Raw genomic sequence first — 26627 nt, 5'->3', positions numbered from 1 at the left:
TCGCGGTCGCTTTCCCCTTCCGTTCCCGGGGTCCGAGCCATTAGATGGCGGCGATGGTGGACGACGAAGAGATTCCCGAACGGGATCCGAACACCGGGGACATCTTCGGGGACGCCGCGCCTCCCGCGCCGGCGCAGCCCCCTCCTGCGTCGGCCGAGGAGTCGGCCGCCTACACCGTCATCGCCCGCAAGTACCGGCCGCGCACCTTCGAGGACCTCTACGGCCAGGAGGCCATGGTTCGCACCCTGCGCAACGCCTTCGCCACCGGGCGGATCGCGCACGCCTTCATGCTGACCGGCGTCAGGGGGGTGGGGAAGACCACCACCGCCCGCCTCCTGGCCCGGGCCCTGAACTACGAGACCGCCACCGTCCACGAGCCCACCCTCGACCTGAAGGAAGAGGGGCTGCACTGCCGCGCCATCATCGAGGGCCGGCACATGGACGTCCTGGAGCTGGACGCCGCCAGCCGCACCGGGGTGAACGACATCCGCGAGCTGCTGGACGGGGTGCGCTACGCGCCCGTCGAGGCCCGCTACAAGGTCTACATCATCGACGAGGTCCACATGCTGTCGACGGGGGCGTTCAACGCGCTCCTGAAGACGCTGGAGGAGCCGCCGCCGCACGCCAAGTTCATCTTCGCCACCACCGAGATCCGCAAGGTCCCGGTGACCATCCTGTCGCGCACCCAGCGCTTCGACCTGCGCCGCGTCGAGCCCGAGGCCCTGGTCAAGAACCTGGAGATGATCTGCGAGACGGAAGGGGCCAGGGTCGAGAGCGAGGGCCTGATGCTGATCGCCCGGGCCGCCGAGGGCTCGGTGCGCGACGCCCAGTCGATGCTGGACCAGGCCATCGTCCAGGCCGAGCCTGGCCAGACCGTCTCGGCCGCCACCATCCGCGACATGCTGGGCCTGGCCGACCGGGCCCAGACCATCGGCCTCTTCGAACAGCTCATGCGCGGCCAGGCGGGCGAGGCGATCACGACCTTCCGCACGCTCTACGGCTACGGCGCGAACCCCGACCAGGTGATGCTGGACCTGCTGGACCACTGCCACGGGGCGAGCGTCGCCAAGGCCATCGGGCCCCAGGCGCTCGTCCTGCCCAAGGAGCAGGCCCAGCGGCTGGCGGCCATCGGGGCGTCGGTCTCGGCCGGGACCCTGTCGCGCATCTGGCAACTGACGCTGAAGGCCTACGAGGAGGTGCGCCGCGCCCCAGACGCGGCCGCGGCGGTGGACATGGCCCTGATCCGGCTGGCCTACGCCGCCGACCTGCCCGGCCCCGAGGAGGCGCTGAAGAAGCTGCAGGCGGGCGAACCGCCAGTCGGAGGTCCTGGAGGCGGCCCCGGCGGCGGTGGGGGCGGGCGTCCGGCTTCGGGCGGAGGCGCGACGGCGGTGGCGCGCCAGACGGCGGTCCAGCCGCAGGCGTCGGCGGAGCCGATGGCCCAGCTCACCAGCTTCGAGGCCATCCTGGGGCTGATCGACCGAAAGCGGGACATCACGCTCAAGCTGGACGTGGAGCGGTTCGTGCGCCCGATCAGCGTGCGGCCCGGCGCCATCGAGTACGAGCCGGCGCCCGGCGCGCCGCGCGACCTGGCCCAGCGGCTGGTGGCGCGCCTGCGCGAATGGACCGGCGAGCGGTGGCTGATCTCGGCCCAGGGCGGCGGCGGCGCCGAGAGCCTGTGGGAGAAGCAGAAGCGCGAGCAGCGCGAGGTCCGCGAGACCATCGAGCAGGACCCCTTCGTGCGCGCGGTGATGGCGGCCTTCCCCGGGGCCGAGATCGTGGGCGTCCGCCAGACCCTCCAACCGGCAGCCGCCGAGGGCGAGGCCCCGCCGGTCGAGGCGGACGACGAGGACGAGGAAGGATAGAACCGCAGAAGGCGCGGAAGGACGCTGAACGCCGCGGCGCCTTCTGCGATTTCTGCGTCTTCCGCGGTTTCAAGACAGCGCCTTCGGCGCGAGGTGAGTGAGATGAAAGACCTGAATTCGCTGATGAAGCAGGCCCAGGCCATGCAGCAGAAGCTGGCCGACGCCCAGGGGAAGATCGCCGAGCTGGAGATCGAGGGAACCTCGGGCGGCGGCATGGTGAAGGTGAAGCTGAAGGGCACCGGCGAACTGGCCCGCGTCGATATCGACGAGAGCCTGATGGCCCCCGGCGAGGCCGAGGTGGTCTCGGACCTGGTGGTGGCCGCCCACGCCGACGCCAAGCGCAAGCTGGACGAGAAGCAGGCCGAGGTGATGCGCCAGGCCGCCGGCCCGTTCGCCGGCATGCCCGGAATGCCGAAGCTGTTCTGATGCGGATGGTCCTGGGGGCGCTGGCGGCGGTGCTGCTGGCGGGAGCGGCTACGACTTCCAGGGCGGCGGCGGAGCCGTCGGTGGTCCCGCTCGACGTCCTGGTTCCGGCGCGGGCGACGCCGGTGCAGGGCGCGGGCCGCCTGCACCTGCTCTATGAGCTGCGGCTGACCAACTTCGCGCCGCGGCCGGTGACGCTGGAGGCCCTGGAGGCGCTGGCCCCCTCGGGCGCGGTGATGGCGGCCTTCGACGCGGCGGCGCTGAAGGGGATGGTGTCCCATCGCGGCGCTCAGCCGGCCGAAGGAGCCGAGCTCATCGTGCCGGCCGGGGGCTTCGTGACCGTGTTCATGGATGTGGAGAGCGCGCCCGGCCAGGCGCCGGCGAAGCTGTCGCACCGGATCAGGGTGCGCGCGACCGCTCCCGACGCGCCGGCCAGCCGCACCACGGCGCAGGCGGGCGAGGTGGCGACCGAGGGCGCGCCCCTGATGCTGGGCCCGCCGCTCCGGGGCGTGGGCTGGGTGGCGGCCAACGCGCTCTCCAACGAGTCGGACCACCGGCGCACGATCGCCGTGGTGGACGGCAAGGCGCGCATCTCGCAGCGCTACGCCATCGACTTCGTGCAGCTCGACGCCCAGGGCCGCGCGTTCCGGGGCGACCTCGCCCGCAACGAGAGCTGGACCGGCTACGGCGCCGACCTGCTGGCCGTGGCCGACGGGACGGTCGTGGCGGTGAAGGACGACCTGCCGGACAACACGCCGGGCCAGGCGCCGGCGGTTCCGATCAGCCTGGCCACCGTCGGCGGCAACCACGTGGTGCTCGACATCGGCGGCGGGGCCTACGCCTTCTACGGCCACATCAGGCCCGGCGGGGTGCTGGTGAAGCCCGGCCAGAAGGTCCGGCGCGGCGAGGTCGTGGGCAAGCTCGGCAACTCGGGCCAGTCGGACGCACCCCACCTGCACCTGCACGTCTCGGACGGCGTGACCGCGCTGGGCGGCGACGGCCTGGCCTACGCCTTCGAGGCGATGGCGGTGCGCGGGACGGTCCCCTCGCTGGAGGTTCTGGAACGCCCCGAGGGCTGGACGGGCATGGCGGCGGCGCGGCCGAAGCCCGTGGCGGGCGAGCTGCCGACGGCGGGCGCCGTCGTCGACTTCGCGCCATGAGGGACTGACGCATGGCCGCCTCCGCCGGACCCGAGATCGAGCGGCTGATCGGGCTGCTTTCCAAGCTGCCGGGGCTCGGACCCCGGTCGGCCCGGCGCGCGGCGCTGGCGCTGCTGAAACGGCGCGACCAGTTGCTGCTGCCCCTGTCGGACGCGCTGTCGGAAGCGGCGGCGCGGGTGAAGACCTGCTCCGTCTGCGGCAGCCTCGACACCCAGGACCCCTGCGCCGTCTGTTCGGACGGGAGCCGCGACGCCTCCCTGATCTGCGTGGTCGAGGAGGTGGGCGCGCTCTGGGCCATGGAACGGGCCGGCGCCTTCCGGGGCCGCTATCACGTCCTCGGCGGCCTGCTCTCGGCGCTGGACGGGGTGGGGCCGGAGGCCTTGCGGGTGGGGCCGCTGGTGGCGCGGGCCTCGGACCCGGCGGTGCGCGAGGTGATCCTGGCCCTGCCCGCCACGGTCGACGGCCAGACCACGGCCCACTACCTGGCCGAGCGGCTGTCCGGCGCGGACGTCACCGTGACCATGCTGGCGCGCGGCGTGCCGGTCGGCGGCGAGCTCGACTGGCTGGACGACGGCACCATCGCCCAGGCCATGCGGGCCAGGCGGCCGGCGTAGAAGCGACACACGGAATCTGGTAGGAACGCAGCATGAACGCCATGCTGATCCTCGCCGTCGCGTGCGCCCTCGCCGCTGTGGGGGCCGTCGCCTTCGCGCTCAGGGAACGGGTGCGGGCGGCCACCGCCGTCGCGCGGATGGAGGCGCTGGAGGCCCAGGGCGAACTGCTGCGGGCCCAGCTCACCCAGTCGGCGACCAGCGTGGCCCAGGAGATCCTGCGGCAGAACGAGGAGGCGCAGCGCAACCGCGAACAGCTCGCCCAGGCCAGGCTGGAGGCGCAGCTCAAGCCGGTGGCCGACACCCTCCAGAAGTTCCAGGAACAGGTCGCCCAGGTCGAGAAGCAGCGGGCCGAGGACAGCGGCGGCCTGAAGGCCCAGATTCAGCAGCTCTTGCAGGCGTCGACGGCGACGCAGGAGGAAGCCCGCAAGCTGTCGGCGGCGCTGCGCCGGGGCGCCGGCGTGCAGGGCCGCTGGGGCGAGCAGACCCTGCGCAATGTGCTGGAGGCGGCGGGGCTTTCGGCCCGCTACGACTTCGAGGAGCAGGCCTCCACCGACACCGAGGAGGGCCGGCGGCGGCCGGACGTCACCGTGCGCCTGCCGGGCGGCGGGGTGTTCGTGATCGACGCCAAGTGCTCGCTGAACGCCTTCCTGGAATTGCAGGAGGCGCTGGACGATCAGGCCCGCGACGCCGCCGGCCTGCGCCACGTGGCCTCGGTGAAGGGCCACATCAACGGCCTGTCGGCCAAGGCCTACTGGGACCAGTTCGACGCCTCGCCGGACTTCGTGGCCATGTTCGTGCCGCTGGATTCGGCCCTGGCCGCGGCGCTCGACCGGGCGCCCGAGCTGATGAACGAGGCCATGGACCGGCGCGTGGTGATCGTCACCCCAACCACCCTCTTCGCGCTCTGCAAGGCGGTGGCCTACGGCTGGCGGGTGGAGGAGCAGGCGGCCAACGCCCAGAAGATCGCCGAGCTCGGCAAGGAGCTCTACAAGCGCATCGCCGTGATGGGCGAGCACGCGGGCTCGGTGGGCAAGGCGCTGAGCGCCGCCGTCGAGCGCTACAACCGCTTCGTGGGCTCGCTGGAGACCCAGGTGCTGACCCAGGCCAGGCGCTTCGAGGACCTGAAGGTCGATCACCAGGGCAAGGAGATCGCCGAGCTGCCGCACGTGGAGCTGGGCGTGCGCCCGCTCTCCAAGCTGACCGACGAACCGGCGCCCAACGTCCGGCTGGCGGCCGGCGGCAAGGGCGACTGAGACCTTCTCCCACCTTGACGCTCGGGAATAGCGCTCTTACCTCGCGCACCATGGCCATCCGCGAAATCCTCGTCGTCCCGAACCCGGTGCTGAAGCAGGTCTCCCAACCCGTCGAGCGGGTGGACGACGAGCTGCGCGCGCTGATGGACGACATGCTGGAGACCATGTACGCGGCGCCCGGCATCGGCCTGGCCGCCATCCAGATCGGCGTGCCCAAGCGGGTGATCGTCATGGACCTCGCCCGCCCGGACGAGGACAAGCAGCCGCGCTACTTCGTGAACCCCGAGATCCTGTGGGCCTCGGACGAGACGGCCCCCTACGAGGAGGGCTGCCTCTCGGTCCCCGAATACTACGACGAGGTCGAGCGTCCGGCCCGGGTGAAGCTGCGCTACCTGAACTACCAGGGCGAGCAGGTGGAGGAGGATGCCGAGGGCCTCTTCGCCGTCTGCATCCAGCACGAGATGGACCACCTCGAAGGCGTGCTGTTCATCGACCACCTGTCGCGGCTTAAGCGCGAGCAGGCGGTCAAGAAGGTCAAGAAGCTGGTCAAGGCCGCCTAGAGCCTTTCCCGTTCAAACGGAATCATTTGAACGGGATAAAAGGGCGCTAAATCAAAGCCTTGAACGCCATCTGATCGCAAAACCGGCGTCCACTTTCGCGGATCTCGCCCTACGACTGCATGAGGGCTCGTTTATGCCGCCGGCCGCCTCGTTTCCGGAGGCGGCGCCGCGAGCCTGGGCAGGAAGAGCTTGCGGAAGCTGAGGCGGATGGTCCGCCCCTGGGGGTCGATCAGGTCGGGCTGGTAGCTGAGCGGGACGGTCCCGCCCGCGTCGCGCACGTCGCGCACCTCGTCGAAGATGTTGTCCACCGCCAGCGTCACGCGGGCGCCGCGCATCCAGGGATGCTCGCGGGCCATGGGCTGCAGGCCGAGGTCGGCGAACAGGCGCAGGTCGAAGGTGGTCAGGTCCGAGAAGCGCAAGCTCTCGCCCGAGGGACCGCCGTTGACCGTCGTGCCCTCCTGCCAGCGGCCGTTGAGGCGCGCGCCCAGGCCGTTCCTGGACACGCCCGTCTGGACGTCCACCTGGTGTCGCGACGTGCCGCCGCCCTGGCTGAGCGCCGCGCCGTCCAGCAGGTCGAGCACCGGGACGCCGGGCCGGATCAGCACCTCGTCCTCGATGCGCCAGGTGTGGAAGACGGCGAACTGGAGATTGCCGCCGGCGAAGTTGCGGCGGGCGAAGCCGCCGCCCGGGCCGCCGAAGCCGCCGCCGCCCGCGCCGCCTTCGCCCGGGGGACCGCCTTCCGGCGGCGGGCCTCCAGGCGCCCCTTGCGGCCACTGCGGCGCGAACGGCGGGGGCCGGGTGTTCTTCAGCGGCCGGGAGTAGTTGAAGCCCCAGCGGAGCTGTTGCTCGTCGTGGCGGGCGAAGTTCACCGGCCGGACGTCCACCTGCACCAGCCGGCCCGCCGCGTCGCGGACGAAGCGGTCGGGGAAGGCGGCCTCGACCTGCGGCGTCGCGGCCGGGAAGGACGCGATCTCGTCCTCGGTGCGCGTGCGGGTGTAGTCGGCGCGGATGACGAAGTCGGTCTCGTCGAACGGCTTCAGCGTCAGGCCCAGCTTCACGACCCGCCGGTTGTCGGCCGAGAGGCCGGGATTGCCGCCGCTGACCTGGGTCACCTCCACCGTCTGGCCGGTGGTGAAATCGAACACCCGGACGTTCGGCGTGACGGTCTCGGGATCGCCGAGCTGCTGGATCGAGGGCGCGCCGTCCTCATCGGTGATCGAGGCGATCAAGCGCACCGGCTCGATGGGCGACCAGGTGAGCCCGCCGCCCAGGGTCCAGAGCGTGCCGAAGTCCGAATAGTTCTCGACGTTGGCGTTGACGTTCACCGACAGGTCGCCGATGCCCCCGATCCCGCCCCGCTTGCGGCTGGCCAGGGGCACGTCGAGGTTGGCCTGGGCGGTGACGGTCTGGCGATCGAGGTCGGTGTCGCGGACGACGCCGGAGCGGAACGATTCACCTTCCACCCGCTGGGTTCCGGCGGCCACGGTGAAGCCCGCGTTCACGCCGCCCGCCGGCAGGGTGACGAGCGTGCCGTTGACCAGCCCCTGGACGTCGGCCGAGGTCACGGTCGAACGCGAGGTGTTGGGCGCGCGCCAGACGCCGGCGACGGGATCGTAGGCGACCTCGGTGGTGGTCTGGGTGTCGGTCCAGTCGGCGTTGCCGGTCAGCGACCAGCGCCAGCCCGAGCGGGCGCCGTTCACCGTGCCGCCCAGGTGGGCCGTGTCGGTGTCGGTCAGGCGTCGAAGCGCGTCCCGGGTCCCGGCGTTCAGCCCGAGCCGGCCGGTGGAGTCCGTCCACTCCAGGCTTCCATTCAGGGTCGCCGCCACGCCCTCGCCGAGGGGACGGGCGTAGACGCCGTTCAGCGACAGGCTCTCCTGACGGGGCAGGAGGGTGCGGAAGGCGGTCTCGTCGGGCGTGCGCACGACGTTGCGCTCGGACTCCAGCAGCGGCGTCTGGAGGCTGGCCTTCAGGTCCACCTGCTGGCGGGCGTCGTCGCGGATGACGAGGCCGTCGAGCGTGGCGTCGTACGCGGCCTGGCCGCCCGCTGTCGGCAGCTTCACGCCGGCCTCGGCGGTGATCGCCCGGAAGCGGCGGCGCAGGACGAAGTTCACCACCCGCTGGTCGGCCCGGTAGCCATAGCGCAGGGCCACCTCCTCGGGGAGGATCTCGAGGCGGACGATGGCCTCGGGCGGCAGGTCGCGAATCTCGCGGAAGCTGGAGATGCGCTGGCCGTTGACCAGCATGATCGGCCGGCCGCCCGCGCGGCCCCGGCCGCTGGCGAGCTGCGGCTCGAGCGCGGTCAGCAGCTCGGCCACGGAGGAGACGCCCAGGGCGCGAATCTCCCGCTGGTCGAAGGTCATCTCGGGCTGGGCCTCGCCCACCACCGAGCCGCGCGGAACCACGTCGCGGGCGGCGGTGACCACCAGCTCGTCGACCTCATAGCCCTCGTCCAGGCCGGGTTCGGGGGCGGGCGCCTGGGTCCGAGCCTGGGCGTGAGCGGCGGTGGAAAGGCCGAGCGAGATGGCGGTGGTGGCGAAAAGGACGGCGCAGCGGGCGCCTTGGCGTCGGATCAACGTCTTACTCCCTGGCCGACAGGTCGGCTCACCAAACGTTCCAACCCTTCCCAGGGTCGGTCTGGGGCCGAACTAACAGGCCTGGTTTGCGGGCGTGTGTCCGCGGCGCCGCAGTTTGGCCGTCAAGCCCGTCGCAAACCCCGAAGGCCTGGTTCGGGCAAGGAGACGGAGGCCCGCGGTTGATCCGTTGCGGAAGCCAGATATTCCCAGTCATAGTTCGCGCGGCCCTGGCGGAAGGATGACGGCGGTGAGCCCCGACACACGCAACTCGCTCTACGTCTGGGCGGTCATGCTGGCGCTCTTCGGACTCAACTGGGTCCTGGTGCGCTTCGACCTCACGCCGTCGGCGCCGGCCTGGCTTCACTGGGTGTTGAGTTGCGTCAACCTGCTGGTTTTCGGCCGGTACCTGCTGGGTTTTTGGCAGCGCCGCGCTTCGAACCCCAACAACCCGAACAATCCCAAGGATCCGCCGGGGTGAGCCCTAAGGGGCGGAAGCGGCCCCCACGCCCCTCAGTTCTTGGCGCCGTGGGGGGCGTCACCCGCGTCGGGGCCGGCGTCGCGGGTCTCGGCCTCGACCTTGGCGGCGCCTTCGCGGGCGCCTTCGGCGGCGCCCTTGGCGGTCTCCTTGATCACCTGGCCGGCGTCGCCGGCGGCCTCCTTGATCTCGGAGCCGACCTCCTTCAGCTCGGGGGAGCCTGCGGCGTCGCGGGCCTCGTCGGCGATCTTGCCCGCCGCGGCCTCCACGTCGTTTCCGGTGTCGGCCCGCTCCTCGCGGGTGCAGCCGGCCAGCGCGATGGCGACGCCCAAGGTGGTGACGGCGAAGAGGTTCTTCATGGCGGGCTCCTTCAAGCGCGGGATCAACGGCGCCGCTTGGGCCGAAGTTCCCTTCCGGACCTGCGCCCGCTAAACCCCGGCCATGCGTCTCGCCTTCCTGGGCACCCCCGATTTCGCCGTCGCCGCCCTCGCCGCCATCGTGGAGGCGGGGCATGAGGTGGCCTGCGTCTATTCCCAGCCGCCCGCCCCGCGCGGCCGCGGCCACGAGCTGAAGCCCTCGCCCGTGCATGCCTTCGCCGAGGCCCGGGGCATCCCGGTGCGCACGCCGGCCTCCATGCGCGATCCGGCCGAGATCGCGGCGTTCCGGGCGCTGGACCTGGACTGCGCCGTGGTGGTGGCCTTCGGCCAGATCCTTCCCAGGGAGGTGCTGGAGGCGCCGCGACTGGGCAGCTTCAACGTCCACGGCTCGCTCCTGCCGAGGTGGCGGGGCGCGGCGCCCATCCAGCGGGCGATCATGGCCGGGGACAAGGTGACGGGCGTGCAGGTCATGCGCATGACCGAGGGCCTGGACGAGGGGCCGGTGCTGTCGACCGCCACCGTGCGCATCGACGCCCTGGAGACGGCGGGCTCCCTGCACGACCGGATGGCCGCGGCGGGCGCCGCCCTGATCGTCGAGACGCTCGCGGAGATCGAAGCGGGCCGCGCGGTGGAGACGCCCCAGGCCGAGGACGGCGTCACCTACGCCAAGAAGATCCGGCCCAGGGAGGCCCGCATCGACTGGACCAAGCCGGGCGCCGAGATCGACCGCAAGATCCGCGGCCTCTCACCCTTCCCCGGCGCCTGGTTCGAGCTGCCCACGGACAAGGGCCCGGTGCGGGTTAAGGCCCTGCTCTCGGCGTTCGAGGAGGCGGAGGGCCCGCCGGGCGTCACCCTGGACGACCGGCTGCTGGTCGGGACCGGGCAGGGCGCCGTGCGGCTCCTGAAGGTGCAGCGCGAGGGGCGCGGCCCGCAGGACGCCGAGACCTTCCTGCGCGGCACCCCCGTACCGGCCGGGACGAGGCTGTCCTGATGCCGCGCTACCGGCTCCTGCTGGAATACGACGGCCGGCCCTACCACGGCTTCCAGGCCCAGGAGCGGTTGCCGTCGGTCCAGGGCTCGCTGGAGCGGGCGGTGAAGGCCTTCTGCGGCGAGGACGTCCGGGTGCACGCGGCGGGGCGGACCGACACCGGCGTCCACGCCACCGGCCAGGTGGTCCACATCGACCTCGAAAAGGACTGGAAGGCCGAGACGGTGCGCAACGCGCTGAACGCCCACCTGGTCCCCGAGCCGATCGCCGTGCTGGAGGCGAGAGTCGCGCAGGAGGGCTGGCACGCCCGCTTCTCGGCCACCGAGCGGCGCTACCTCTACCGCATCCTCAACCGCTGGGCGCCGCCGGCCCTGGACCAGGGCCGGGTCTGGCACGTGAAGAAGCCGCTGGACGCGGACGCCATGCACGCCGCCGCCCAGGCGCTGGTCGGCCACCACGACTTCACCACCTTCCGCGACCTGGGCTGCCAGGCGAAGTCGCCGATGAAGACGCTGGACGTGGCCCGGGTGCGCCGGGAAGGCGAGGAGGTGGTGCTGGAGTTCGCCTCGCGCTCGTTCCTGCACCGGCAGGTGCGCTCGATGACCGGCAGCCTGGCCGAGGTGGGCGCCGGCCGCTGGACGAAGGGCGACCTCGCCGCCGCCCTGGAGGCCCGCGACCGCCGGGCCTGCGGGCCCGTCGCGCCGGCCGAGGGCCTCTATTTGACAGGCGTCTCCTACTGAGGAACCTTCGCCGTGCTTCTGGGGGACCGCGCGTGATCCGATCGACGAGCCTCGCGGCCTTGGCTCTCCTGGTCTCGACCCCCATCGTCCCGGGCGGAGCCGCCGCCGCCGAGCGCTGCCAGGTCTACGGCGCCGCCGACACCACGCTGAAGGGCAAGGTCTATGCCTTCGAGGCCTTCACGGACGAGGAAGGCTCGATCATGCGCGAGCGCAAGACCGACTACTACGCCCTCGTCCTGCCCGACCGGATCTGCGTGGCCGACAGGGCGACGGCGCTCACCGAGGCGCCGGACTTCCGCGTCACGATCGTGCGCCTCGACGTCCCCGCCCGGGAGGTGAAGGGCCTGTTGCAGAAGACCGTCGAGGCCACCGGGCCGCTCTCCCGCGCCGAGGGCGAGGAGCCGGAGGTGGCGATGAAGGTCTGGAAGCTGACGCCGGTCCCGTAGCCTAGGGCTTCAATCGCGATCTGATCGCAAGACCGGCTTCCACTTTTGCGGATCGCGCTTTAGCGCCGCACCCAGCGCCCGGCCCGCTCGTCCCAGTAGCCGTAGGCAGGGTCCAGCGGATAGCCGCCGAAGCCGTAGCCGCACGGGTCGTCGCGCTTGGAAAGCTGGCTGCCGATCAGGCCGCCGGCGATCGCCCCGATGGCGGCGCCCGCCGCGTCGTCCTTGGCGACGGCCGCGCCGGCGGCGCCGCCGATCACCGCGCCCGCCGCGATGGCCGCGGCCCGGTTGCGCTGGTAGTCCCGCTCGCACGCCGAGGCGTAGCCGTCGCCGTAGGTGCTGGCGCATCCGGCCAAGGCCGTCGCCGCGAGCGTGGCGGTCGCCGATATCACAAGGGCGCGCATATCGTCCTCCTGGGTTGCCGCCGGCGCAACGGTCCATGGGCCCCGGCTGTTCCGCCACGCGAGCACGGCCAAGCTCGGGCCGCCTTGGCGCAGATAAAACGGCCGACGTCGAAGCCTCTACGCGAAATAGCGTTCGAGGATGCGGGCGTAGACGGCCTGGAGGCGGCGGATCTCGTCCACCGGCGCGCGTTCGTCCACCTGGTGCATGGTGCGGCCGACCAGGCCCACCTCGACGACCGGGCACAGCGCGCGGATGAAGCGGGCGTCCGAGGTGCCGCCCGAGGTGGAGAGCTCGGGCTCGGCGCCGGTGACGTCCTTCACGGCGGCGGCGATGAGGTCGGTGAACGGGCCGCGTTCGGTCAGGAAGGCCTCGCCGCTGATCTGGGGGGTGACGGTGACGCGGCCCTTGAAGCCCTCGGCCGCCTTCTCCGCCTCGGCGGCGATCCAGTCGGCCAGGCCCTGGCCAGTGTGGTTGGGGTTGAAGCGTATGTTGAGCCGCGCGCGGGCGACGCCCGGGATGATGTTGGCCGCCGTGTTGGGCGCCTCGATCATGGTGACCTCCAGGTTCGAGGGCTGGAACTCGGGATAGCCCTCGTCCAGCACCCGGTCCTGGAGGGCGGCCAGCAGGCGCACCAGCACGGGGACGGGATTGGCGGCCCGGTGGGGATAAGCCACGTGGCCCTGGATACCCTCGACCAGGATGTCGGCGTTGATCGAGCCCCGGCGGCCCACCTTGACCATGTCGCCGAAGGACTCCGCCGAGGTCGGTTCGCCCACCACGCAGTGGTCGATGGCCTCGCCCTCGGCCAGCAGGGCCTCGACGACCTTCTTCGTGCCGTGGGTCGCCACGCCCTCCTCGTCCCCGGTGATGAGGAAGGAGACCGAGCCCGTCACCCTGCCCGCCGCGATGGCGTCGGCGCACGCCGCGGCGAAGGCGGCGATGGCGGACTTCATGTCCACCGCGCCCCGGCCGATCAGCACGCCGTCCACCACCTCGGCGGCGAAGGCGTCCTTGGACCAGGCGGCGCCGTCGCCCACCGGCACCACGTCGGTGTGGCCGGCGAAGCAGAGGTTGGGCCGGGCCGTCCCGAATCGGGCGTAGAGGTTCTCGATGTCGCCGAACTTCATCCGGCGGCAGGCGAAGCCCAGGCCGGCCAGGGTGCGCTGGACCACGTCCATGGCGCCCTCGTCGGCGGGCGTGACGGAGGGCTTGCGGATCAGCTCGCGCGAAAGCTCGACGGCGTCTATGGCGGCGCTCATGGGGCCGCATTACCTGCCAAAGCGGCCAGAGGCGAGAGGGACATGCCCAAGATCGACATCGACAGCGCGCCGACGCGTTTCGGGACGGCCTATCCGCCGCCGTTCGACGAGCCCTGCCGGGAACGGAAACGCTGGAAGCTCGGCGACGCGGCCGGGCTTACCCAGTTCGGCGTGAACCTGATGCGCCTGCCGCCGGGCGCCTGGACCAGCCAGCGGCACTGGCACACCGCCGAGGACGAGTTCGTCTGGGTGGTCGAGGGCGAGGTGGTGCTGGTGGACGACGCCGGGGAACACGTCCTGCGGGCCGGCGACTGCGCGGGCTTCCCGGCCGGCGCGCCCAACGGCCACCACATCCAGAACCGTTCCGACCGCGAGGCCGTGCTGCTGGAGGTGGGTTCGCGCAAGCCCGCCGAGGACGCGGTGGACTATCCCGGCATCGACCTCCTCCTGAACCAGGGCGAGGTGACCTACCGCCACCGCGACGGGACGCCCTACGAGACGTCGAGCGGGCGAAAGCGCTAGCGCCCCTCGGTCAGCCGGAAGATCGCCGCCTGGCCCGCGACGGCGCCGGCCAGCAGGATGTCGTCAGCATCGGCCGCCAGGGCGGTGACGTAGATGTTGGAGCCGGAGTCCAGCAGCCGGGGCGCGCCGGCCCGGCCGTCGGGGCCCAGGGTCACGAGCAGGCCTGAATAGGTGTGGGGGAAGGGCAGGAGGGCATAAGGGTTGGCCCGCCGCGCCCGGGCGAGATCGGGCGGGCGGTAGTCCACGACGTTCTCCTTGCTGGCCGCGATCAGGGTTTGGCCGCCGGGGCGGGGCGCGAGCGCGCGCACGTCCGAGGCCCCCAGGCTGTCGTCGAGGTAGACGGTGCGGGCCTTCAGCGAGGCGTCCAGGGCCACGACGACGGCCTTGGCCTCGCCGCAGCCCTCCCGGCGCGAGCCGCCCAGCAGGACGCTCCCGCGCGGGCCCGGGACGGCGGCCGAGGCGAGCACGCCCGGCAGCTCGGCCGAGGCGAGCCGGGCCCCGGTCGCGCCGTCCAGCAGCTCGGCGCGGGTCGTCCGATCCCAGCGGCAGTAGGGGGCGTCGTAGTCGTCGGTCCAGTCGGGTGGGCGCTGGGCCATGGGCGCCTGGTCGTCGCTCCAGGTGACGAGCAGGCGCTCGCCGAGCGCCGTGACGGTGGCGCTCGAGATGATATGGCCCGGCGCCGCCAGGGTCGTGAGCACGCGGGGCGGCTGGTCGGGCCGGACGGCGAGCAGGTGCAAGCGCCCGCCGCCGGCCTCGGGCGGGTCGCGCAGGTTCCGCTCGGCCACGGCGACGACGAGCCGGTCGCCGCTCATGGCGGCGGCCATGGGGAAGGCGTCGACCCGGGCGAGGCCTTCGCCGCGCCAGGTTCCAAGCGTCGCGCCGGTCCTCGCATCCAGCAGGTCGAGCACGGGGACGTAGCGGTCCTGGACTCCCAGGGCGGCGCCGCCGACCACCAGGGTGTCGCCGAACCGGGCCAGGACGCGCGCGGCGCCCGTGCCGGGGGCCTCCGTCCGCCAGGACTCCCGGCCCTCGCGGACCAGGCGCACGGCGGCGGCGTGACGGCCGGTCTGGTCGGCGTCGGAGATCAGGCGGGCCGCGACTTCGCCGCCGCTGCGGTCCAGGGCCAGCACCTCGCCGCCCCTGCGGGTCAGCACCTCGACGCCCGCCAGGCGCAGGCCATCAGACGCCGGGACCGCCGCCGCGCCGCCGTCGCCCAGGACGAGGAACGGGGCCCAGAAGCGCGGGTGCAGCCGGGCCCGGTCGGGGGGCGCGTCGAGGAAGGCGCGCTGGGCGTCGGCCAGGGCGTCGGCCGGCGCGGTCCCTGGGGCCTTCAGCCGCTCGAAGACGCCGGTCACCACCCGCTGGCCGGTTTCGGAGTCCACGGGCCAGAGCGTGCCCAGGGTCACGGGCACGCCGGCCACCGCGAAAGCCGAGGCCAAGGCCGGCAGGTCGCGGGCCATCTGGGTGAGGTCGAAGTTGGCCGTGTTGCAGGCCGAGAGCGCCACGAAGGCGGCGCGCAGGTTGAGGTCGGCGATCTCGGAGGCGGTGAGGAGGCCGTCGTCCAGCGGATCGCCGGCGGCCACGGGCGTCAGCACGAGGGCGGGGTCGGAGAGGCCCTGCAGGTCCTCGCGGACCAGGCCGTGGGTGGCGAAGGAGAGGTAGCGGTAGGCGCCTGTCATCTCGCCGCGCAGGGCCCGCTCGGTGGCGTCCCCCTGCATCAGCAGGCGCGGGGCGGCGAAGCCGCGCGCCGAGGCGATGAGTTCGTCGCGGGTTTCGGGCAGGGGCGCGAGGGCCGAAAGGCCGGTCCCGCGGAGCACGGCCTCATCCTGGCCGGGGCCCAGCACCGGATCGCCCACGCCCAGGAAGTCGAAGTCGGCGCCCGGTCGGCGGGGCCCCGAACGGCCGGCGAGGACAACGCCGGCCGAACCCGCGTAGGCGATGGCGTGGCGGCGCACGAGCCAGTCGGCCCGGGCGAGGTCGTAGCCGTGCTCCAGCTTCGGCGGAACGGCGGGCAGCAGGGCGGCGAGCGGGACCTGGGCGCCTGCCGCGCCGGCCAGCCAGAGGATGCGGTCGCCGGGCTTCAGGCATCCCTCCACGGGGCGCACGAGGGCGTCGTACAGGCGCGCGGCGGCCTCGGCCGGGAACTGGGCGTCGAGTGCTTCGGACGGAGCATGGGTCGCCGTCAGGGCCTGCTGCACCACGCGGGTGTCCAGCTTCAGGCGCTGGGGATCGACGGCGGCGAAGGCGCGGGTGACGCCGTCGCGGCGGACGCAGACGAGGGCCTGGCCGCCGGCCGCGGGGACCGCCGCCAGGGCCGCTTCGCCGGGGCCGAGCGCCCGCTGGAAGGCGGCCAGCCGAACGGCGGGAGGGGGCGTGAGCGACAGGCCGTCCCGGGCGAGGGCCGACCGGGCGTCGGCGAGCCTCCGGTTGAAGTCGCGCAGCACGAGGCGGGCTTCGGGATCGTGGCCGAGCACGCCGCCCGGCGCCTTTCCGGCCGCGGCCCGGGCCATGACCCGCTGGATCGCCGTCCGCTCCAGGCGGTCGCGGCGGGCCGTGAGCCGCAGGGCCTGGTGGATCGTGCGCCGCTGCAGCTCGTCGCGGGCCTGGGCGAGGACGGTGAGCGCGTCGGCGTCGAAGGTGGGGCCCGTGCGCCCGGCGAGCTGGATCAGCACGAAGGCCGTCTCGGGATCGGCGCGCTCCACCTCCGACAGGGCGGCGGCCACCAGCATCCGGTCCGCGGCCTCGGGGCGGTTCCAGCGGCGGTCCGCGCCGGGCGCGAGCGCGCTCGCGCGGATCGACCGGCCGAGCGCCAGGAGGCCCGTCTGGCGCTCGGGTCCGGGCGGCAGCGCCAGCGCGGCGGCGAGCGGATGGCCGGCGAGCTCGCCGCCCTGCTGCAGCAGGCGGGCCTCGGTCGCACGGAAGAGCTCCATCTCTGGGCCGGGCGGCAGGGCGCGGGCCACGTCGGCGCCGGCGGCGCGGTAGAGGCCCCAGGCCCGCTCGCCCTCCCCCGCCTCGACCAGCACCTTGAGGGTGCGCGACACGGCCACGGCCACGACCTGGGGCGCGGCTTCCGGATTTCGCAGGCTGGCGACCAGCGAGAGCGTCCGGTCGGCCGCGTCGATGGCGTCCGCCTCGCGGCCGTCCCCGAGCGCGCGCTCGGCGGCGGCGACCTGGCCGCCCAGGTAGGCCTCGCCGTCAGAGGCGTTCAGCCCGGCCTGTGGCTCCGGCGCCGCGGCCGCCAGGGTGAAGTGTGGCGAGGCCAGAAACACGCTTGCCGCGAACAGGACCCCAGCTAGTCTTCCCGCCGACAGGCGTTCCCGGGGGGCGAGGCTCATGAAGACGATCCATGCGGCGGCCGCCGCGGCGGCGCTTTCGGTGGCATCATACGCATGGGCCGCGCCACTGGAAGCCGGGCCGCCGGCAGCCAGGTTGGGCCAGGCCGTGGAACTGCCCGGCGGGACGCCCGCGAGCGGCAAGGCGGACCTGCCGAACCTCGACGGATCGGCGGTGCGCTATGGACAGGCGCTGTCGCGCCTGAAGCCCGAGGGCCAGGCGGCGACGCGCGGGGCCGCCGAGACCCGCATCTACCAGAAGGCCTCGCCCGCGGTGGTGCTGATCGTCACCCGCGACGGCCTGGGCTCGGGCGCCCTGATCTCGGCGGACGGCAAGATCCTCACCAACCTGCACGTCGTGGACGACGCCGAGGTGGTGGGCGTGATCTTCAAGCCCGCGGTCGAAGGCGCGGCCATCGGCAAGGGCGACGTGCGCCGGGCCAGGGTGATCCGCCGCGACGAACTGACGGACCTGGCGCTGGTCCAGGTGGAGGAGGTTCCGGCGGGCGTGACGCCGCTCGCCATCGGCAACTCCACGACCCTCCAGGTGGGCGCCGACGTCCACGCCATCGGCCACCCGACCGGCGAGGCCTGGACCTATACCCGGGGCATCGTCAGTCAGGTGCGCCGCGCCTACCACTGGCAGCCCAAGGGCGACGTGCGCCACGAGGCCACGGTCATTCAGACCCAGACGCCGCTCAACCCCGGCAACTCGGGCGGGCCCCTGCTGAACGACGATCTGGAGATCGTGGGCGTCAACAGCTTCATCGGCGAGGGCGAGGGGCTGAACTACGCGGTCTCGGCCGAGGACGTGAAGTCGTTCCTGGCGCGCACCGAGGACCGCATGATCCGCACCACGAACGCGGCGGCGGGCGACAAGTGCGAGCCGACCACGGTGTCCGAGAAGCGGACGACCGATCCCAAGGGCCGCGAGATGCTGGTGGACCGCGACTGCGACGGCGAGGCCGACTCCATCGTCAGCATCCCGGACAGCAGGCGCCAGCCGATGACGGTGTGGGTGGACGAGGACGGCGACGGCAAGCTGGACGCCATGTACTTCGACGACGGCCAGGACGGGACCTTCGACACGGCGCTCTACGACACCGACGCCGACGGCAAGCCCGACACCCGCGGCTTCTTCCGCAAGGGCGAGGACGAGCCGTACCGCTGGGAGAAGCTCGACTAGCCGGCTATGGCCCGCAGGGGGCGGCGAAGGTCCAGACCACGCGGTCGGCGCCGGCGACGAAATCGCGCGCGGTGATCGTCAGGCCGTACACGTTCCCGTCACCCCCCTGGGTGAAGGCGATATCCAAGGTCCCCGCAGGGGACTGGACGCCATGGGCGGCATAGGTGACAGCCGCGCCATAGCTCAGGCTCCATGTGAACGGTCCGGTGAGAAGGCCCTGGTCGTCGGCGAGCCTTCCGCCGGGCGCCCCCGGGGCGAAACCCACGCTCTGATCCAGCGTGACGACGATGCGCCGCTGCAGGTCGCCGTAACCGGCGTCCGGCGTGGCGCGGGCCAGGCCGGAGCACCGAAAGGTCGAGATGGCCGCCTTGCCCGAGGGCGGGCCCTGGTAGGCCGCCGCCGGTCCCGCGGAGACCAGCGCGCAGATTGTAGCCGTGATCGCCGCCGCCCTCATGGTCCCTCCTATTCCGTGCAGCCGAAGCCTAACCTTGGGTTGCAGCAATCCACAACGGCGTTATGCCGGGCGGGAGGGCTGTTTTCCGGTGGATCAGTCCCGGAGCAGCTCGTTGATGGACGTCTTGGAGCGGGTGCGCTCGTCGACGCGCTTCATGATCACCGCGCAGTAGGTCGAGGGCAGGGCCGGGTCGACCGGGTTGGGGCGATTGCCGGAAACCACCACGGAATAGGGCGGCACCTCGCCGGTGAAGACCTCGCCGGTCTTGCGGTCGATGATCGGCGTCGTGGCGGTGATGAAGGTGCCCATGGAGAGCACGCTGCCCTCTCTCACGATGACGCCCTCCGCCACCTCGGCCCGGGCGCCGATGAAGCAGTTGTCCTCGACGATGGTGGGGTTGGCCTGCAGGGGCTCGAGCACGCCGCCGATGCCGGCCCCGCCCGAGATGTGGCAGTTCTTCCCGATCTGGGCGCAGGAGCCGACGGTGGCCCAGGTGTCGACCATGGTGCCCTCGCCCACGTAGGCGCCGATGTTCACGAAGGACGGCGTCATCACCACGCCCTTGCCGACAAAGGCGCCCTTGCGGACGATGCAGCCGGGGACGGCGCGGAAGCCCGCGGCCTCGAAGCGGGCGGCGTCCCAGCCGGTGAACTTCAGCGGGACCTTGTCCCAGTAGGGGTGCGGGGCGTCGGCGTCGATCAGGCGGTTCGCGGTCAGGCGGAAGAACAGCAGGATCGCCTGCTTGGCCCACTGGTGGGTGAACCAGGTCCCGTCGGCCTGGCGCTCGGCCACGCGGATCTGGCCCGCGTCGAGCTGCTCGATGGTGGTCATCACCGCGTCGCGGACGTGGCCGGTGGTGGTGGCGCTGATCCCGTCGCGGGCCTCCCAGGCCTCCTCGATCACGCGCTTCAGCTCTTCGGACATCAGGCGGCCCCCTTCACGTGCGCGCCCAGCAGGAAGGGCGCGAGCTTCTCGGTTCTGTGGTGGACGAACGGCGCCTCGGCCGTGGGCGCATGCGGACCGACCAGGACGGTGGTCATGCCGAGCGCCGCGGCGGGCTCCAGGTTGCGCTGCGAGTCCTCGAAGAAGGCCGTGACCGCGGGATCGACCGCATGCGCCGCGCCGATGCGGGCGAAGGCCTCTGGGCTGGGCTTGGGCTCGTAGCCCGCCGAGCCGATGTGGAAGACGTCGTCGAACAGGTGCGACAGCTCCAGCCGCTCCAGCACCCGCCGGGCGTGGACGTCGTCGGCGTTGGTGAAGATCAGCCGCCGGCCGGGCAGGCGCGCGAGACCCGCCAGCAGCTCGGGGTCGTGCGCCAGGGCTTCCAGCGACAGGTCGTGGAAGATGGCGTGGAACTCCAGCGGGTCGACGCCGTGGTTCAGCATCATGCCCTTCAGCGTCAGGCCGTGCTCGGCGAGGTAGGCCTTCTGGAGCGCATGGGCCGCCTCGCGCGGCAGGCCGGTGACCTTCTGCACGAAGTCGGTCATCCGCGACGTGATCTCGGCCATGAAGCCGGACTCGGCCGGGTAGAGCGTGTTGTCCAGGTCGAACAGCCAGGTGTCGACATGGCGAAGATCGGGCGAGGTCGGGTCGGCGTTCACCGGCAAATCAGCGTTCCCGCGCCGTGCTCGGTGAACAGCTCGACCAGCATGGCGTGGGGGCGGCGCCCGTCCAGGATGACCACGGCCTCGACGCCGGCCTCGACCGCGGCGATGGCGGTCTCCAGCTTGGGGATCATGCCGCCCGTGGCGACGCCGTCGGCGATGGCCTGGCGGGCCTCCCCGACGGTGAGCTGGCGCATCAGCTCGCCGTTCGCATCCAGCACGCCGGCCACGTCGGTCAGCAGCAGCATGCGCTTGGCGCCCAGGGCGCCGGCCAAGGCGCCGGCCACCGTGTCGGCGTTGACGTTGTAGGTTTCGCCCTTCTCCGACACGCCGATGGGGGCGACGACCGGGATGTAGTCGTCCTCGGCGTGGATCAGGGCCTCCAGGAGGGTGGTGTCGATGGCCTTGGGCTCGCCGACGAAGCCCAGATCCACGACCTTCTCGATCTGGCTGTCGGGGTCCTTCTTGGTGCGGGTGACCTTCTCGACGGTGATCAGCCGGGCGTCCTTGCCTGACAGGCCCACGCCGCGCACCTTGGCCTCTGCGCCGGCCTGGGTGATCCACGAGGCGATCTCCTTGTTGATGGCGCCCGACAGCACCATCTCGGCGACCTCCATGGTGGCCGCGTCGGTGACGCGCAGGCCGTCCACGAAGGTGGATTTCACGCCGGCCCGCTCCAGCATGGCCGAGATCTGCGGGCCGCCGCCGTGGACCACGACCGGGTGCAGGCCCAGCATCTTGAGCAGCACCACGTCGGCGGCGAAAAGCTTGGCCACCTGCTCCTCGCCCATGGCGTGGCCGCCATATTTGATGACCACGGTTTCGCGGTCGTAGATCTGGATGTAGGGCAGGGCCTCGGCGAGCGTCTTGGCCGTCGCCCAGCCTTGGCCTTCGGTCGTCTCGCTCACCGTCTTGCGGGCTCCCTTAGAGGTCGGGGCTCCGATAGCGGACGAGGGGCCCCCTGTCACCCAGGCGCGGGCGTGCTAAGCGGAAACCGGACTTTCAATCGAGGGAGCGGTTCCGTGGGCAGGACGTGGGGGTGGGCGGCGCTGGCCGCGGGAGTGGCGCTGACCGGGACGATGCTGGCGGGTGCGGCTCAGGCGGGCACGGTGGCGGTGAGCGCCGAACGGCTGCTGGACGTGGCGAGCGGCAAGTACGTCGAGAAGCCCCTGGTGGTGATCACCGACGGACGGATCGCCTATGTGGCTCGCCAGGGCGACGCGGTCCCGGAGGGCGCGGAACGGGTGGACCTGCCGGGCGTGACGCTGCTGCCGGGCCTGATCGACATGCACGTCCACCTGACCAGCGTGGCCGAGATCGGCGGCTACAATTACCTGGAATACTCCGACGCCTTCTGGACGGCGGTGGCCACCCGGTACGCGAAGGACACGCTGGAGGCGGGCTTCACCACCGTGCGCAACGTGGGTTCGGAATTCTACGCCGACGTCGGCCTGCGGGAGGCCATCGACGGCGGCTACATCCCGGGTCCCCGGGTGGTGAGCGCGGCCTATGCGATCGGCGCCACCGGCGGCCACTGCGATTCCACCTTCTTCCCGCCGTCCATGGACGAGAAGAGCCCCTACCTCGCCGACAGTCCCGACCAGGGCCGCGAGGCGGTGCGCCGGCTGAAGAAGTACGGCGCCCAGGTCATCAAGATCTGCGCCACCGGCGGGGTATTCTCGCGCGGGGCCTCGGTCGGCGCCCAGCAGCTCACGCTGGAGGAGATGAAGGCCATCGTGGACGAGGCGCACATGGCCGGTCTGAAGGTCGCCGCCCACGCCCACGGGGCCGCCGGGATCAAGGACGCCATCCGCGCCGGCGTCGACACCATCGAGCACGTCAGCCTGGTGGACGACGAGGGCGTCCGGCTCGCCAAGGAGCGCGGGACCTGGTTCAGCATGGACATCTACAACACCGACTACACCCAGGCCGAGGGCAAGAAGAACGGCGTGCTGGAGGCGAACCTGGCCAAGGACCGCGAGGTGGCCGAGGCGCAGCGCGAGGGCTTCCGCAAGAGCCTGAAGGCCGGCGTGAAGCACGTGTTCGGCACCGACGCCGGCATCTACCCGCACGGCCAGAACGCCCGCCAGTTCGCGGTGATGGTGCGCTTCGGCGCGACCCCGCTGCAGGCGATCCAGTCGGCCACGGTGAACGCCGCCGAGGCCCTGGGCTGGTCGGCCGACGTGGGCCAGGTGGCCAAGGGCCGCTACGGCGACCTCGTCGGCGTGGCGGGCGACCCGCTGGCCGACGTCACCGTGCTGGAGCATCCGGTCTTCGTGATGAAGGGCGGCGAGGCGGTGAAGCGGCCCTAGGGGGGCATGGCCTGCCCGCGGTCGAGCGACGACAGGACGAAGTCGGCGAGGCGCTCGGCGGCGGGCGGGACGGCGGTGGGCGCCCGCAGCAGGGCGATCTCGGCGTCGGGCAGCGGCGGCAGGCCATCCTCGGCGCCCAGCACCACGAGGTCGGCTGGCGTCATGTCGCGCGGCAGGACGGTGATCCCCAGGCCGGCGCGCAGGGCCGCGTGCTGGCCGGCCAGGGACGGGCTCGTGTAGGCCGCCCGCCATGACCGGCCCGCGCTCTCAAGGGCGGTGATCGCGCGCTTTCGATAGACACAGGGACTGGGCGCCACGACCAGCGGCGCGACCCCGCCCGGCTCCAGCACGCCCCGGTCGGCGGCGGCCCAGACCAGCGGCTCGCGCCACACCCGCACCCCGATGTCCGGCCCCATGGGCTCCCGCTTGATGAGCGCCAGGTCGAGGGCGCCGTCGCGCAGGCGGTCGAGCAGGTGCAGGGTCAGGTCGCAGGTGACCGCCAGGCTGACCTTCGGGTGGGCGCGGGCGAAGGCTCCCAGGATCTCCGGCAGGTGAACGGTGGCGAAGTCCTCCGGCGCCCCCAGACGCACCTCGCCCGCCAGGTCCTCCTCGGCGAGCTGGCTGACGATCTCGTCGTTGAGCCGCAGGATCCGCCGGGCCTGGGGCAGGATCGCCTCGCCCTCGGCGGTCAGCACCACATGCCGCGGGTCGCGCGACAGCAGCCGGCGGCCGAGCCGATCCTCGAGCCTGCGCATCTGCAGGCTGATTGCCGACTGGGAGCGGCCCAGCCGCTCGCCGGCGCGGGTGAAGCTCCTGGCCTCCGCGATGGTCACGAAGGTCCGCAGGAGATCGATCTCCAGATTGAGCAGGCCCGAGCGTGTCGCACTCATGATTTAAATCGCTAATCTCGACTATCTGTAAAATCAACTGCGAACATGATCGGCCCTGGGCTATCGGCCCGTCCGAACGGGGCGCTGGAGCCCCAGGGGACATAGAGATGAGCAAAGCGAAGACGCCGATCACCGTGGCCTATGGGGACGGCATCGGCCCCGACATCATGCGGGCGAGCCTCAAGGTCCTTGAGGCGGCCGGCGCGGCGCTGGAGATCGAGACGATCGAGATCGGTGAGGCGGTCTATCGCCGCGGCCTGACCGCCGGCATCGAGCCGTCGGCCTGGGACAGCCTGCGGCGCACCCGGGTGTTCTACAAGGCGCCCATCACCACGCCCCAGGGGGGCGGCTTCAAGTCGCTGAACGTCACCGTCCGCAAGGCGCTGGGCCTCTACGCCAACGTCCGCCCGTGCGCCGCCTACGCCCCCTTCGTGCCCACCCGCCATCCGAAGATGGACGTGGTCATCGTGCGCGAGAACGAGGAGGACCTCTACGCCGGCATCGAGCACCGGCAGACCGACGAGGTCTATCAGTGCCTGAAACTGGTGAGCCGGCCCGGCTGCGAGCGCATCGTCCGCTACGCCTTCGAGTACGCCCGGGCCAACGGGCGGCGGAAGGTCACCGGCTTCACCAAGGACAACATCATGAAGCTGACGGACGGCCTGTTCCACCGGGTCTTCCAGGAGGTGGCCGCCGAGTACCCCGACATCGAGAACGAGCACTGGATCGTCGACATCGGCGCCGCCAAGCTGGCCGACAGCCCCGAGGCGTTCGACGTCATCGTCATGCCGAACCTCTACGGCGACATCCTCTCGGACGTGGCGGCCCAGATCGCCGGCTCGGTCGGGCTCGCGGGCTCGTCCAACATCGGCGAGCACATGGCCATGTTCGAGGCCATCCACGGCTCGGCCCCCAGGCTGGCCGGCCAGGACGCGGCCAATCCCTCGGGCCTGCTGCTGGCCGGGGTGATGATGCTGAACCACATCGGCCAGGCCGAGGTGGCCGAGCGGGTCCACAACGCCTGGCTCGCCACGCTCGAGGACGGAATCCACACCAAGGACATCTGGCGCGACGGCGTCTCGCGCGAGCGGGTCGGCACCCAGGCCTTCGCCGCGGCGGTGTGCGACCGGCTGGGCCGCGAGCCGCAGCGCCTGGCGCCCGTGCGCTATGGCGCCGACCGGCCCTTCACGCCGCCCGCGACCAAGCCGCGGCCGGCCGCGCGGAAGGAAACCGTGGGCGTGGACCTGTTCGTCGAATGGCGGGGCGGGCCGGACGACCTCGCCCAGCGGCTGAAGGCCATCGAACAGGGGCCGCTCGGCCTGAAGATGATCACCAACCGGGGCGTGAAGGTGTGGCCTGACGGCCTGCCCGAGACCTTCTGCACCGACCATTGGCGCTGCCGGTTCATGAACGGCGGCGGTCCGGTGCCGTTGACCGAGATCGCGGCGCTGAGCAGCCGCGCCGCCGCGGCGGGGGTCGAGTTCATCAAGACCGAGCACCTCTGCACCTTCGACGGCGAGCCCGGCTTCAGCCTGGGCCAAGGTCAATAGGAGGCGGCGATGACCCGCTGGGACCCGACGGAAAACGGCGGCTACTGGGTGATCGGCGGCCGCTACACCGACCTCAGCTTCACATCCCGCACCTGGGTGGCGGAGCTGGGCCCTTTCCCGACGCGCTACGACGCCGAGGCGTGCTGGCGGAAGCTGAGCTTCGCCCACACGCACGATGCGCGGGTGCGGTTCACGATCGTGGAGGACGCCCATGCCGCCCGCGCGGCCTGACGCCCCGCCGCCCCGGCCCGCGCCCGTTCAGGACTCCTCGGCCCTCTATTGGGTGATCGGGGGTTGCTGGGGCGACGGCACGCGGTCGTGGCGTCGCTGGGCGGAGGTGGTCGGCCCCTACGCCGGGCGCGAACCCGCCGAGGCCATGCGGCGGCGGTTGCAGGCGATCTGGGCGGGGGACGACCGGGTCCACTTCGAGGTGGTCCGCGCGGACAACGACGACGGCTGAGCAGCATCAGATCGTCCGGGCGACGACCTCCTTCATGATCTCGGACGTGCCGCCATAGATCCGTTGAACCCGGGCGTCGCGCCACATGCGGGCGATCGGGTACTCGTTCATGTAGCCCGCGCCGCCGTGGAGCTGGAGGGCGGCGTCGCAGACCTCCCACTGGAGCTCGGTGTGGAAGAGCTTGGCGGCCGAGGCCTCGGCGGCCGTGAGCTTGCCTTCCAGATGGCGGGCGATGCACCAGTCCAGGTGGGCCCAGCCGGCCTGCAGCTTGGCCTTGAGGCCCGCGAGCGTGAAGCGGGTGTTCTGGAAGTCGAACACCGTCTGGCCGAAGGCCTTGCGCTCCTTGGTGAACTTCACCGCCTCGTCGAAGGCCCGCTGGGCGCCGGCCTGGCCCGAGACGGCGATGCCCAGGCGCTCCTGCGGCAACTGCGTCATCAGGTAGGCGAAGCCCTTGCCCTCCTCGCCCAGGCAATTGGCCGTGGGCACGCGCACGTCCTCGAAGAACAGCTCGGAGGTGTCGGCCGAGTTCTGGCCGATCTTGTCGAGGTTGCGGCCGCGCTTGAAGCCGGCGCGGTCTGCCTCCACCAGGATCAGCGACACGCCCTTGGAGCCGGCGTTGGGGTCGGTCTTGGCCACCACGATGACGAGGTCGGCGTTCTGGCCGTTGGTGATGTAGATCTTGGACCCGTTGACGACGTACTCGTTCCCGTCGCGCCTGGCGGTGGTGCGCACGGCCTGGAGGTCCGAGCCGGTGCCGGGCTCGGTCATGGCGATGGCGGTGATGGCCTCCCCCGAGACCATCTTGGGCAGCCACTCGCGCTTCTGTTCTTCCGAGCCGTAGTTGACGATGTAGTCGGCGACGATGTCGGACTGCAGCGTGATGCCGGCCGAAGAGCCCGCGTAGGACAGCTCCTCGTCGATCACGGCGTTGTAGCGGAAGTCGAGGCCCAGGCCGCCGTACTCGGCCGGGACGCCGGGGCAGAGCAGGCCGGCCTCGCCGCAGGCCCGCCAGAAGGCGCGGTCGACGATGCCCTCCTCCTCCCATCGGTCGAGGTTGGGGATCAGTTCGCGTTCGAAGAACTTGCGCACCTGGTCGCGGAAGACGTTCAGGTCCTCGTCGTAGACGGTGCGGGCGTCGGTCTGCAGCATCGGGATCTCCGGCGTTTCCGGAGCCGAGTTAGCGGG

The 26627-nt window shown here is 72.0% G+C and carries 27 protein-coding genes; 16 read left to right on the top strand and 11 right to left on the bottom strand.

The annotated features are described in order from the left end of the window. Window positions 1–44 precede the first annotated feature (44 nt). From ACK4TT_RS10055 to ACK4TT_RS10030, 6 genes are all read left to right on the top strand, one after another. Window positions 45–1862, top strand: a complete 1818-nt coding sequence (locus tag ACK4TT_RS10055) for a DNA polymerase III subunit gamma/tau (RefSeq protein ID WP_409634904.1) — start codon at window positions 45–47, stop codon at window positions 1860–1862. A 102-nt stretch (window positions 1863–1964) separates the two neighbouring features. After that, on the top strand, window positions 1965–2288 hold the full coding sequence (locus ACK4TT_RS10050; RefSeq protein ID WP_409634901.1) for a YbaB/EbfC family nucleoid-associated protein: 324 nt from the start codon (window positions 1965–1967) through the stop codon (window positions 2286–2288). Beyond that, a complete protein-coding gene (locus ACK4TT_RS10045; protein WP_410212931.1) occupies window positions 2288–3445 on the top strand; it encodes a M23 family metallopeptidase in 1158 nt (385 codons plus the stop codon). The genes ACK4TT_RS10050 and ACK4TT_RS10045 overlap by 1 nt, the downstream gene beginning before the upstream one ends. A gap of 11 nt (window positions 3446–3456) precedes the next feature. After that, the gene (gene recR, locus ACK4TT_RS10040) at window positions 3457–4059 is read left to right on the top strand and encodes a recombination mediator RecR (RefSeq protein ID WP_409634896.1); all 603 of its coding nucleotides are present in this window, start codon (window positions 3457–3459) and stop codon (window positions 4057–4059) included. Window positions 4060–4091: 32 nt separating this feature from the next. Continuing rightward, window positions 4092–5312 (top strand): DNA recombination protein RmuC, encoded by a 1221-nt coding sequence (locus ACK4TT_RS10035; protein ID WP_410212930.1) that lies wholly within the window; start codon window positions 4092–4094, stop codon window positions 5310–5312. Between the two features lie 50 nt (window positions 5313–5362). Beyond that, window positions 5363–5872 carry a peptide deformylase gene (locus ACK4TT_RS10030; RefSeq protein WP_409634891.1) on the top strand — a complete coding sequence of 170 codons (510 nt, stop codon included), beginning with the start codon at window positions 5363–5365 and terminating at the stop codon, window positions 5870–5872. Between the two features lie 131 nt (window positions 5873–6003). Here ACK4TT_RS10030 and ACK4TT_RS10025 read toward each other — a convergent pair whose 3' ends face one another. Next, on the bottom strand, window positions 6004–8445 hold the full coding sequence (locus ACK4TT_RS10025; RefSeq protein WP_410212929.1) for a hypothetical protein: 2442 nt from the start codon (window positions 8443–8445) through the stop codon (window positions 6004–6006). Between the two features lie 247 nt (window positions 8446–8692). Between ACK4TT_RS10025 and ACK4TT_RS10020 the strand changes: the two genes are divergently transcribed. Further along, the gene (locus tag ACK4TT_RS10020; RefSeq protein WP_409634885.1) at window positions 8693–8923 is read left to right on the top strand and encodes a hypothetical protein; all 231 of its coding nucleotides are present in this window, start codon (window positions 8693–8695) and stop codon (window positions 8921–8923) included. Window positions 8924–8955: 32 nt separating this feature from the next. Here the strand turns inward: ACK4TT_RS10020 and ACK4TT_RS10015 are convergent, their stop codons facing one another. Continuing rightward, the gene (locus tag ACK4TT_RS10015) at window positions 8956–9279 is read right to left on the bottom strand and encodes a hypothetical protein (RefSeq protein ID WP_409634882.1); all 324 of its coding nucleotides are present in this window, start codon (window positions 9277–9279) and stop codon (window positions 8956–8958) included. An 82-nt stretch (window positions 9280–9361) separates the two neighbouring features. Here ACK4TT_RS10015 and fmt point away from each other — a divergent pair, with 82 nt between their 5' ends. From fmt to ACK4TT_RS10000, 3 genes are read left to right on the top strand one after another with little or no spacing between them, the layout of a single operon-like run. Then, window positions 9362–10288, top strand: coding sequence for a methionyl-tRNA formyltransferase (fmt, locus tag ACK4TT_RS10010; RefSeq protein WP_410212928.1), 927 nt, complete (start codon window positions 9362–9364; stop codon window positions 10286–10288). Next, window positions 10288–11025, top strand: a complete 738-nt coding sequence (gene truA / locus ACK4TT_RS10005) for a tRNA pseudouridine(38-40) synthase TruA (protein WP_409634877.1) — start codon at window positions 10288–10290, stop codon at window positions 11023–11025. The genes fmt and truA overlap by 1 nt, the downstream gene beginning before the upstream one ends. A gap of 32 nt (window positions 11026–11057) precedes the next feature. Next, a complete protein-coding gene (locus ACK4TT_RS10000; protein WP_409634874.1) occupies window positions 11058–11471 on the top strand; it encodes a hypothetical protein in 414 nt (137 codons plus the stop codon). A gap of 59 nt (window positions 11472–11530) precedes the next feature. Here the strand turns inward: ACK4TT_RS10000 and ACK4TT_RS09995 are convergent, their stop codons facing one another. Next, entirely contained in the window at window positions 11531–11872 is a 342-nt protein-coding gene (locus ACK4TT_RS09995) for a hypothetical protein (protein ID WP_409634872.1), read from the bottom strand. Window positions 11873–11989: 117 nt separating this feature from the next. Further along, window positions 11990–13132, bottom strand: coding sequence for a succinyl-diaminopimelate desuccinylase (dapE, locus tag ACK4TT_RS09990; RefSeq protein ID WP_410212927.1), 1143 nt, complete (start codon window positions 13130–13132; stop codon window positions 11990–11992). Window positions 13133–13174: 42 nt separating this feature from the next. Here dapE and ACK4TT_RS09985 point away from each other — a divergent pair, with 42 nt between their 5' ends. Further along, the gene (locus tag ACK4TT_RS09985; protein WP_410212926.1) at window positions 13175–13654 is read left to right on the top strand and encodes a cupin domain-containing protein; all 480 of its coding nucleotides are present in this window, start codon (window positions 13175–13177) and stop codon (window positions 13652–13654) included. On the opposite strand, the gene ACK4TT_RS09980 is transcribed toward ACK4TT_RS09985, so the two are convergent. Then, a complete protein-coding gene (locus tag ACK4TT_RS09980) occupies window positions 13651–16989 on the bottom strand; it encodes a CHAT domain-containing protein (RefSeq protein ID WP_410212925.1) in 3339 nt (1112 codons plus the stop codon). The genes ACK4TT_RS09985 and ACK4TT_RS09980 overlap by 4 nt on opposite strands. Here ACK4TT_RS09980 and ACK4TT_RS09975 point away from each other — a divergent pair. Continuing rightward, window positions 16988–18172 carry a S1C family serine protease gene (locus ACK4TT_RS09975; RefSeq protein ID WP_410212924.1) on the top strand — a complete coding sequence of 395 codons (1185 nt, stop codon included), beginning with the start codon at window positions 16988–16990 and terminating at the stop codon, window positions 18170–18172. The genes ACK4TT_RS09980 and ACK4TT_RS09975 overlap by 2 nt on opposite strands. Window positions 18173–18176: 4 nt before the next feature. Here the strand turns inward: ACK4TT_RS09975 and ACK4TT_RS09970 are convergent, their stop codons facing one another. The 4 genes from ACK4TT_RS09970 to argB all read right to left on the bottom strand — a co-directional run bounded on the left by ACK4TT_RS09970 (window position 18177) and on the right by argB (window position 21138). Continuing rightward, complete coding sequence (locus ACK4TT_RS09970) at window positions 18177–18626, bottom strand: hypothetical protein (RefSeq protein WP_409634859.1); 450 nt, start codon at window positions 18624–18626, stop codon at window positions 18177–18179. Between the two features lie 93 nt (window positions 18627–18719). Beyond that, window positions 18720–19550: a 2,3,4,5-tetrahydropyridine-2,6-dicarboxylate N-succinyltransferase gene (gene dapD / locus ACK4TT_RS09965; protein ID WP_409634857.1), complete on the bottom strand. Its 831-nt coding sequence runs from the start codon at window positions 19548–19550 to the stop codon at window positions 18720–18722. Continuing rightward, window positions 19550–20227 carry a pyrimidine 5'-nucleotidase gene (locus tag ACK4TT_RS09960; RefSeq protein WP_410212923.1) on the bottom strand — a complete coding sequence of 226 codons (678 nt, stop codon included), beginning with the start codon at window positions 20225–20227 and terminating at the stop codon, window positions 19550–19552. The genes dapD and ACK4TT_RS09960 overlap by 1 nt, the downstream gene beginning before the upstream one ends. Beyond that, on the bottom strand, window positions 20224–21138 hold the full coding sequence (gene argB, locus ACK4TT_RS09955) for an acetylglutamate kinase (protein WP_409634852.1): 915 nt from the start codon (window positions 21136–21138) through the stop codon (window positions 20224–20226). The genes ACK4TT_RS09960 and argB overlap by 4 nt, the downstream gene beginning before the upstream one ends. A 171-nt stretch (window positions 21139–21309) precedes the next feature. Here argB and ACK4TT_RS09950 point away from each other — a divergent pair, with 171 nt between their 5' ends. Then, a complete protein-coding gene (locus tag ACK4TT_RS09950; RefSeq protein WP_409634943.1) occupies window positions 21310–22542 on the top strand; it encodes an amidohydrolase family protein in 1233 nt (410 codons plus the stop codon). Here ACK4TT_RS09950 and ACK4TT_RS09945 read toward each other — a convergent pair. Beyond that, window positions 22539–23432 (bottom strand): LysR substrate-binding domain-containing protein, encoded by an 894-nt coding sequence (locus ACK4TT_RS09945; protein WP_409634849.1) that lies wholly within the window; start codon window positions 23430–23432, stop codon window positions 22539–22541. The two genes, ACK4TT_RS09950 and ACK4TT_RS09945, sit on opposite strands and share 4 nt — an antisense overlap. A gap of 107 nt (window positions 23433–23539) precedes the next feature. Here ACK4TT_RS09945 and ACK4TT_RS09940 point away from each other — a divergent pair, with 107 nt between their 5' ends. The 3 genes from ACK4TT_RS09940 to ACK4TT_RS09930 are packed head-to-tail and all read left to right on the top strand — an operon-like array spanning window position 23540 to window position 25442. Beyond that, window positions 23540–24982 carry an NADP-dependent isocitrate dehydrogenase gene (locus ACK4TT_RS09940; protein ID WP_409634846.1) on the top strand — a complete coding sequence of 481 codons (1443 nt, stop codon included), beginning with the start codon at window positions 23540–23542 and terminating at the stop codon, window positions 24980–24982. Between the two features lie 9 nt (window positions 24983–24991). Further along, window positions 24992–25213 carry a hypothetical protein gene (locus ACK4TT_RS09935; RefSeq protein ID WP_409634843.1) on the top strand — a complete coding sequence of 74 codons (222 nt, stop codon included), beginning with the start codon at window positions 24992–24994 and terminating at the stop codon, window positions 25211–25213. After that, entirely contained in the window at window positions 25194–25442 is a 249-nt protein-coding gene (locus tag ACK4TT_RS09930; protein WP_409634840.1) for a hypothetical protein, read from the top strand. Before ACK4TT_RS09935 ends, ACK4TT_RS09930 begins: the two co-directional genes overlap by 20 nt. Window positions 25443–25448: 6 nt before the next feature. Here ACK4TT_RS09930 and ACK4TT_RS09925 read toward each other — a convergent pair whose 3' ends face one another. After that, window positions 25449–26591 carry an acyl-CoA dehydrogenase family protein gene (locus ACK4TT_RS09925; protein WP_409634838.1) on the bottom strand — a complete coding sequence of 381 codons (1143 nt, stop codon included), beginning with the start codon at window positions 26589–26591 and terminating at the stop codon, window positions 25449–25451. Window positions 26592–26627: the final 36 nt, after the last annotated feature.

It is taken from the genome of Phenylobacterium sp., assembly GCF_046463815.1.
Classification (GTDB): Bacteria; Pseudomonadota; Alphaproteobacteria; order Caulobacterales; family Caulobacteraceae; genus Phenylobacterium.
Note: the sequence above shows the minus strand (reverse complement) of the source record. Positions and strands in the feature narration are given on the sequence as shown.

Excerpts from the sequence above, each read along its gene's own strand:
- ACK4TT_RS10055 (WP_409634904.1), top strand. The coding sequence starts at position 45 with ATGGCGGCGATGGTGGACGACGAAGAGATTCCCGAACGGGATCCGAAC.
- ACK4TT_RS10050 (WP_409634901.1), top strand. The coding sequence starts at position 1,965 with ATGAAAGACCTGAATTCGCTGATGAAGCAGGCCCAGGCCATGCAGCAG.
- ACK4TT_RS10045 (WP_410212931.1), top strand. The coding sequence starts at position 2,288 with ATGCGGATGGTCCTGGGGGCGCTGGCGGCGGTGCTGCTGGCGGGAGCG.
- recR (WP_409634896.1), top strand. The coding sequence starts at position 3,457 with ATGGCCGCCTCCGCCGGACCCGAGATCGAGCGGCTGATCGGGCTGCTT.
- ACK4TT_RS10035 (WP_410212930.1), top strand. The coding sequence starts at position 4,092 with ATGAACGCCATGCTGATCCTCGCCGTCGCGTGCGCCCTCGCCGCTGTG.
- ACK4TT_RS10030 (WP_409634891.1), top strand. The coding sequence starts at position 5,363 with ATGGCCATCCGCGAAATCCTCGTCGTCCCGAACCCGGTGCTGAAGCAG.
- ACK4TT_RS10015 (WP_409634882.1), bottom strand. The coding sequence starts at position 9,279 with ATGAAGAACCTCTTCGCCGTCACCACCTTGGGCGTCGCCATCGCGCTG.
- fmt (WP_410212928.1), top strand. The coding sequence starts at position 9,362 with ATGCGTCTCGCCTTCCTGGGCACCCCCGATTTCGCCGTCGCCGCCCTC.
- truA (WP_409634877.1), top strand. The coding sequence starts at position 10,288 with ATGCCGCGCTACCGGCTCCTGCTGGAATACGACGGCCGGCCCTACCAC.
- ACK4TT_RS09995 (WP_409634872.1), bottom strand. The coding sequence starts at position 11,872 with ATGCGCGCCCTTGTGATATCGGCGACCGCCACGCTCGCGGCGACGGCC.
- dapE (WP_410212927.1), bottom strand. The coding sequence starts at position 13,132 with ATGAGCGCCGCCATAGACGCCGTCGAGCTTTCGCGCGAGCTGATCCGC.
- ACK4TT_RS09985 (WP_410212926.1), top strand. The coding sequence starts at position 13,175 with ATGCCCAAGATCGACATCGACAGCGCGCCGACGCGTTTCGGGACGGCC.
- ACK4TT_RS09975 (WP_410212924.1), top strand. The coding sequence starts at position 16,988 with ATGAAGACGATCCATGCGGCGGCCGCCGCGGCGGCGCTTTCGGTGGCA.
- ACK4TT_RS09980 (WP_410212925.1), bottom strand. The coding sequence starts at position 16,989 with ATGAGCCTCGCCCCCCGGGAACGCCTGTCGGCGGGAAGACTAGCTGGG.
- ACK4TT_RS09970 (WP_409634859.1), bottom strand. The coding sequence starts at position 18,626 with ATGAGGGCGGCGGCGATCACGGCTACAATCTGCGCGCTGGTCTCCGCG.
- dapD (WP_409634857.1), bottom strand. The coding sequence starts at position 19,550 with ATGTCCGAAGAGCTGAAGCGCGTGATCGAGGAGGCCTGGGAGGCCCGC.
- ACK4TT_RS09950 (WP_409634943.1), top strand. The coding sequence starts at position 21,310 with ATGCTGGCGGGTGCGGCTCAGGCGGGCACGGTGGCGGTGAGCGCCGAA.
- ACK4TT_RS09945 (WP_409634849.1), bottom strand. The coding sequence starts at position 23,432 with ATGAGTGCGACACGCTCGGGCCTGCTCAATCTGGAGATCGATCTCCTG.
- ACK4TT_RS09940 (WP_409634846.1), top strand. The coding sequence starts at position 23,540 with ATGAGCAAAGCGAAGACGCCGATCACCGTGGCCTATGGGGACGGCATC.
- ACK4TT_RS09935 (WP_409634843.1), top strand. The coding sequence starts at position 24,992 with ATGACCCGCTGGGACCCGACGGAAAACGGCGGCTACTGGGTGATCGGC.
- ACK4TT_RS09930 (WP_409634840.1), top strand. The coding sequence starts at position 25,194 with ATGCCGCCCGCGCGGCCTGACGCCCCGCCGCCCCGGCCCGCGCCCGTT.
- ACK4TT_RS09925 (WP_409634838.1), bottom strand. The coding sequence starts at position 26,591 with ATGCTGCAGACCGACGCCCGCACCGTCTACGACGAGGACCTGAACGTC.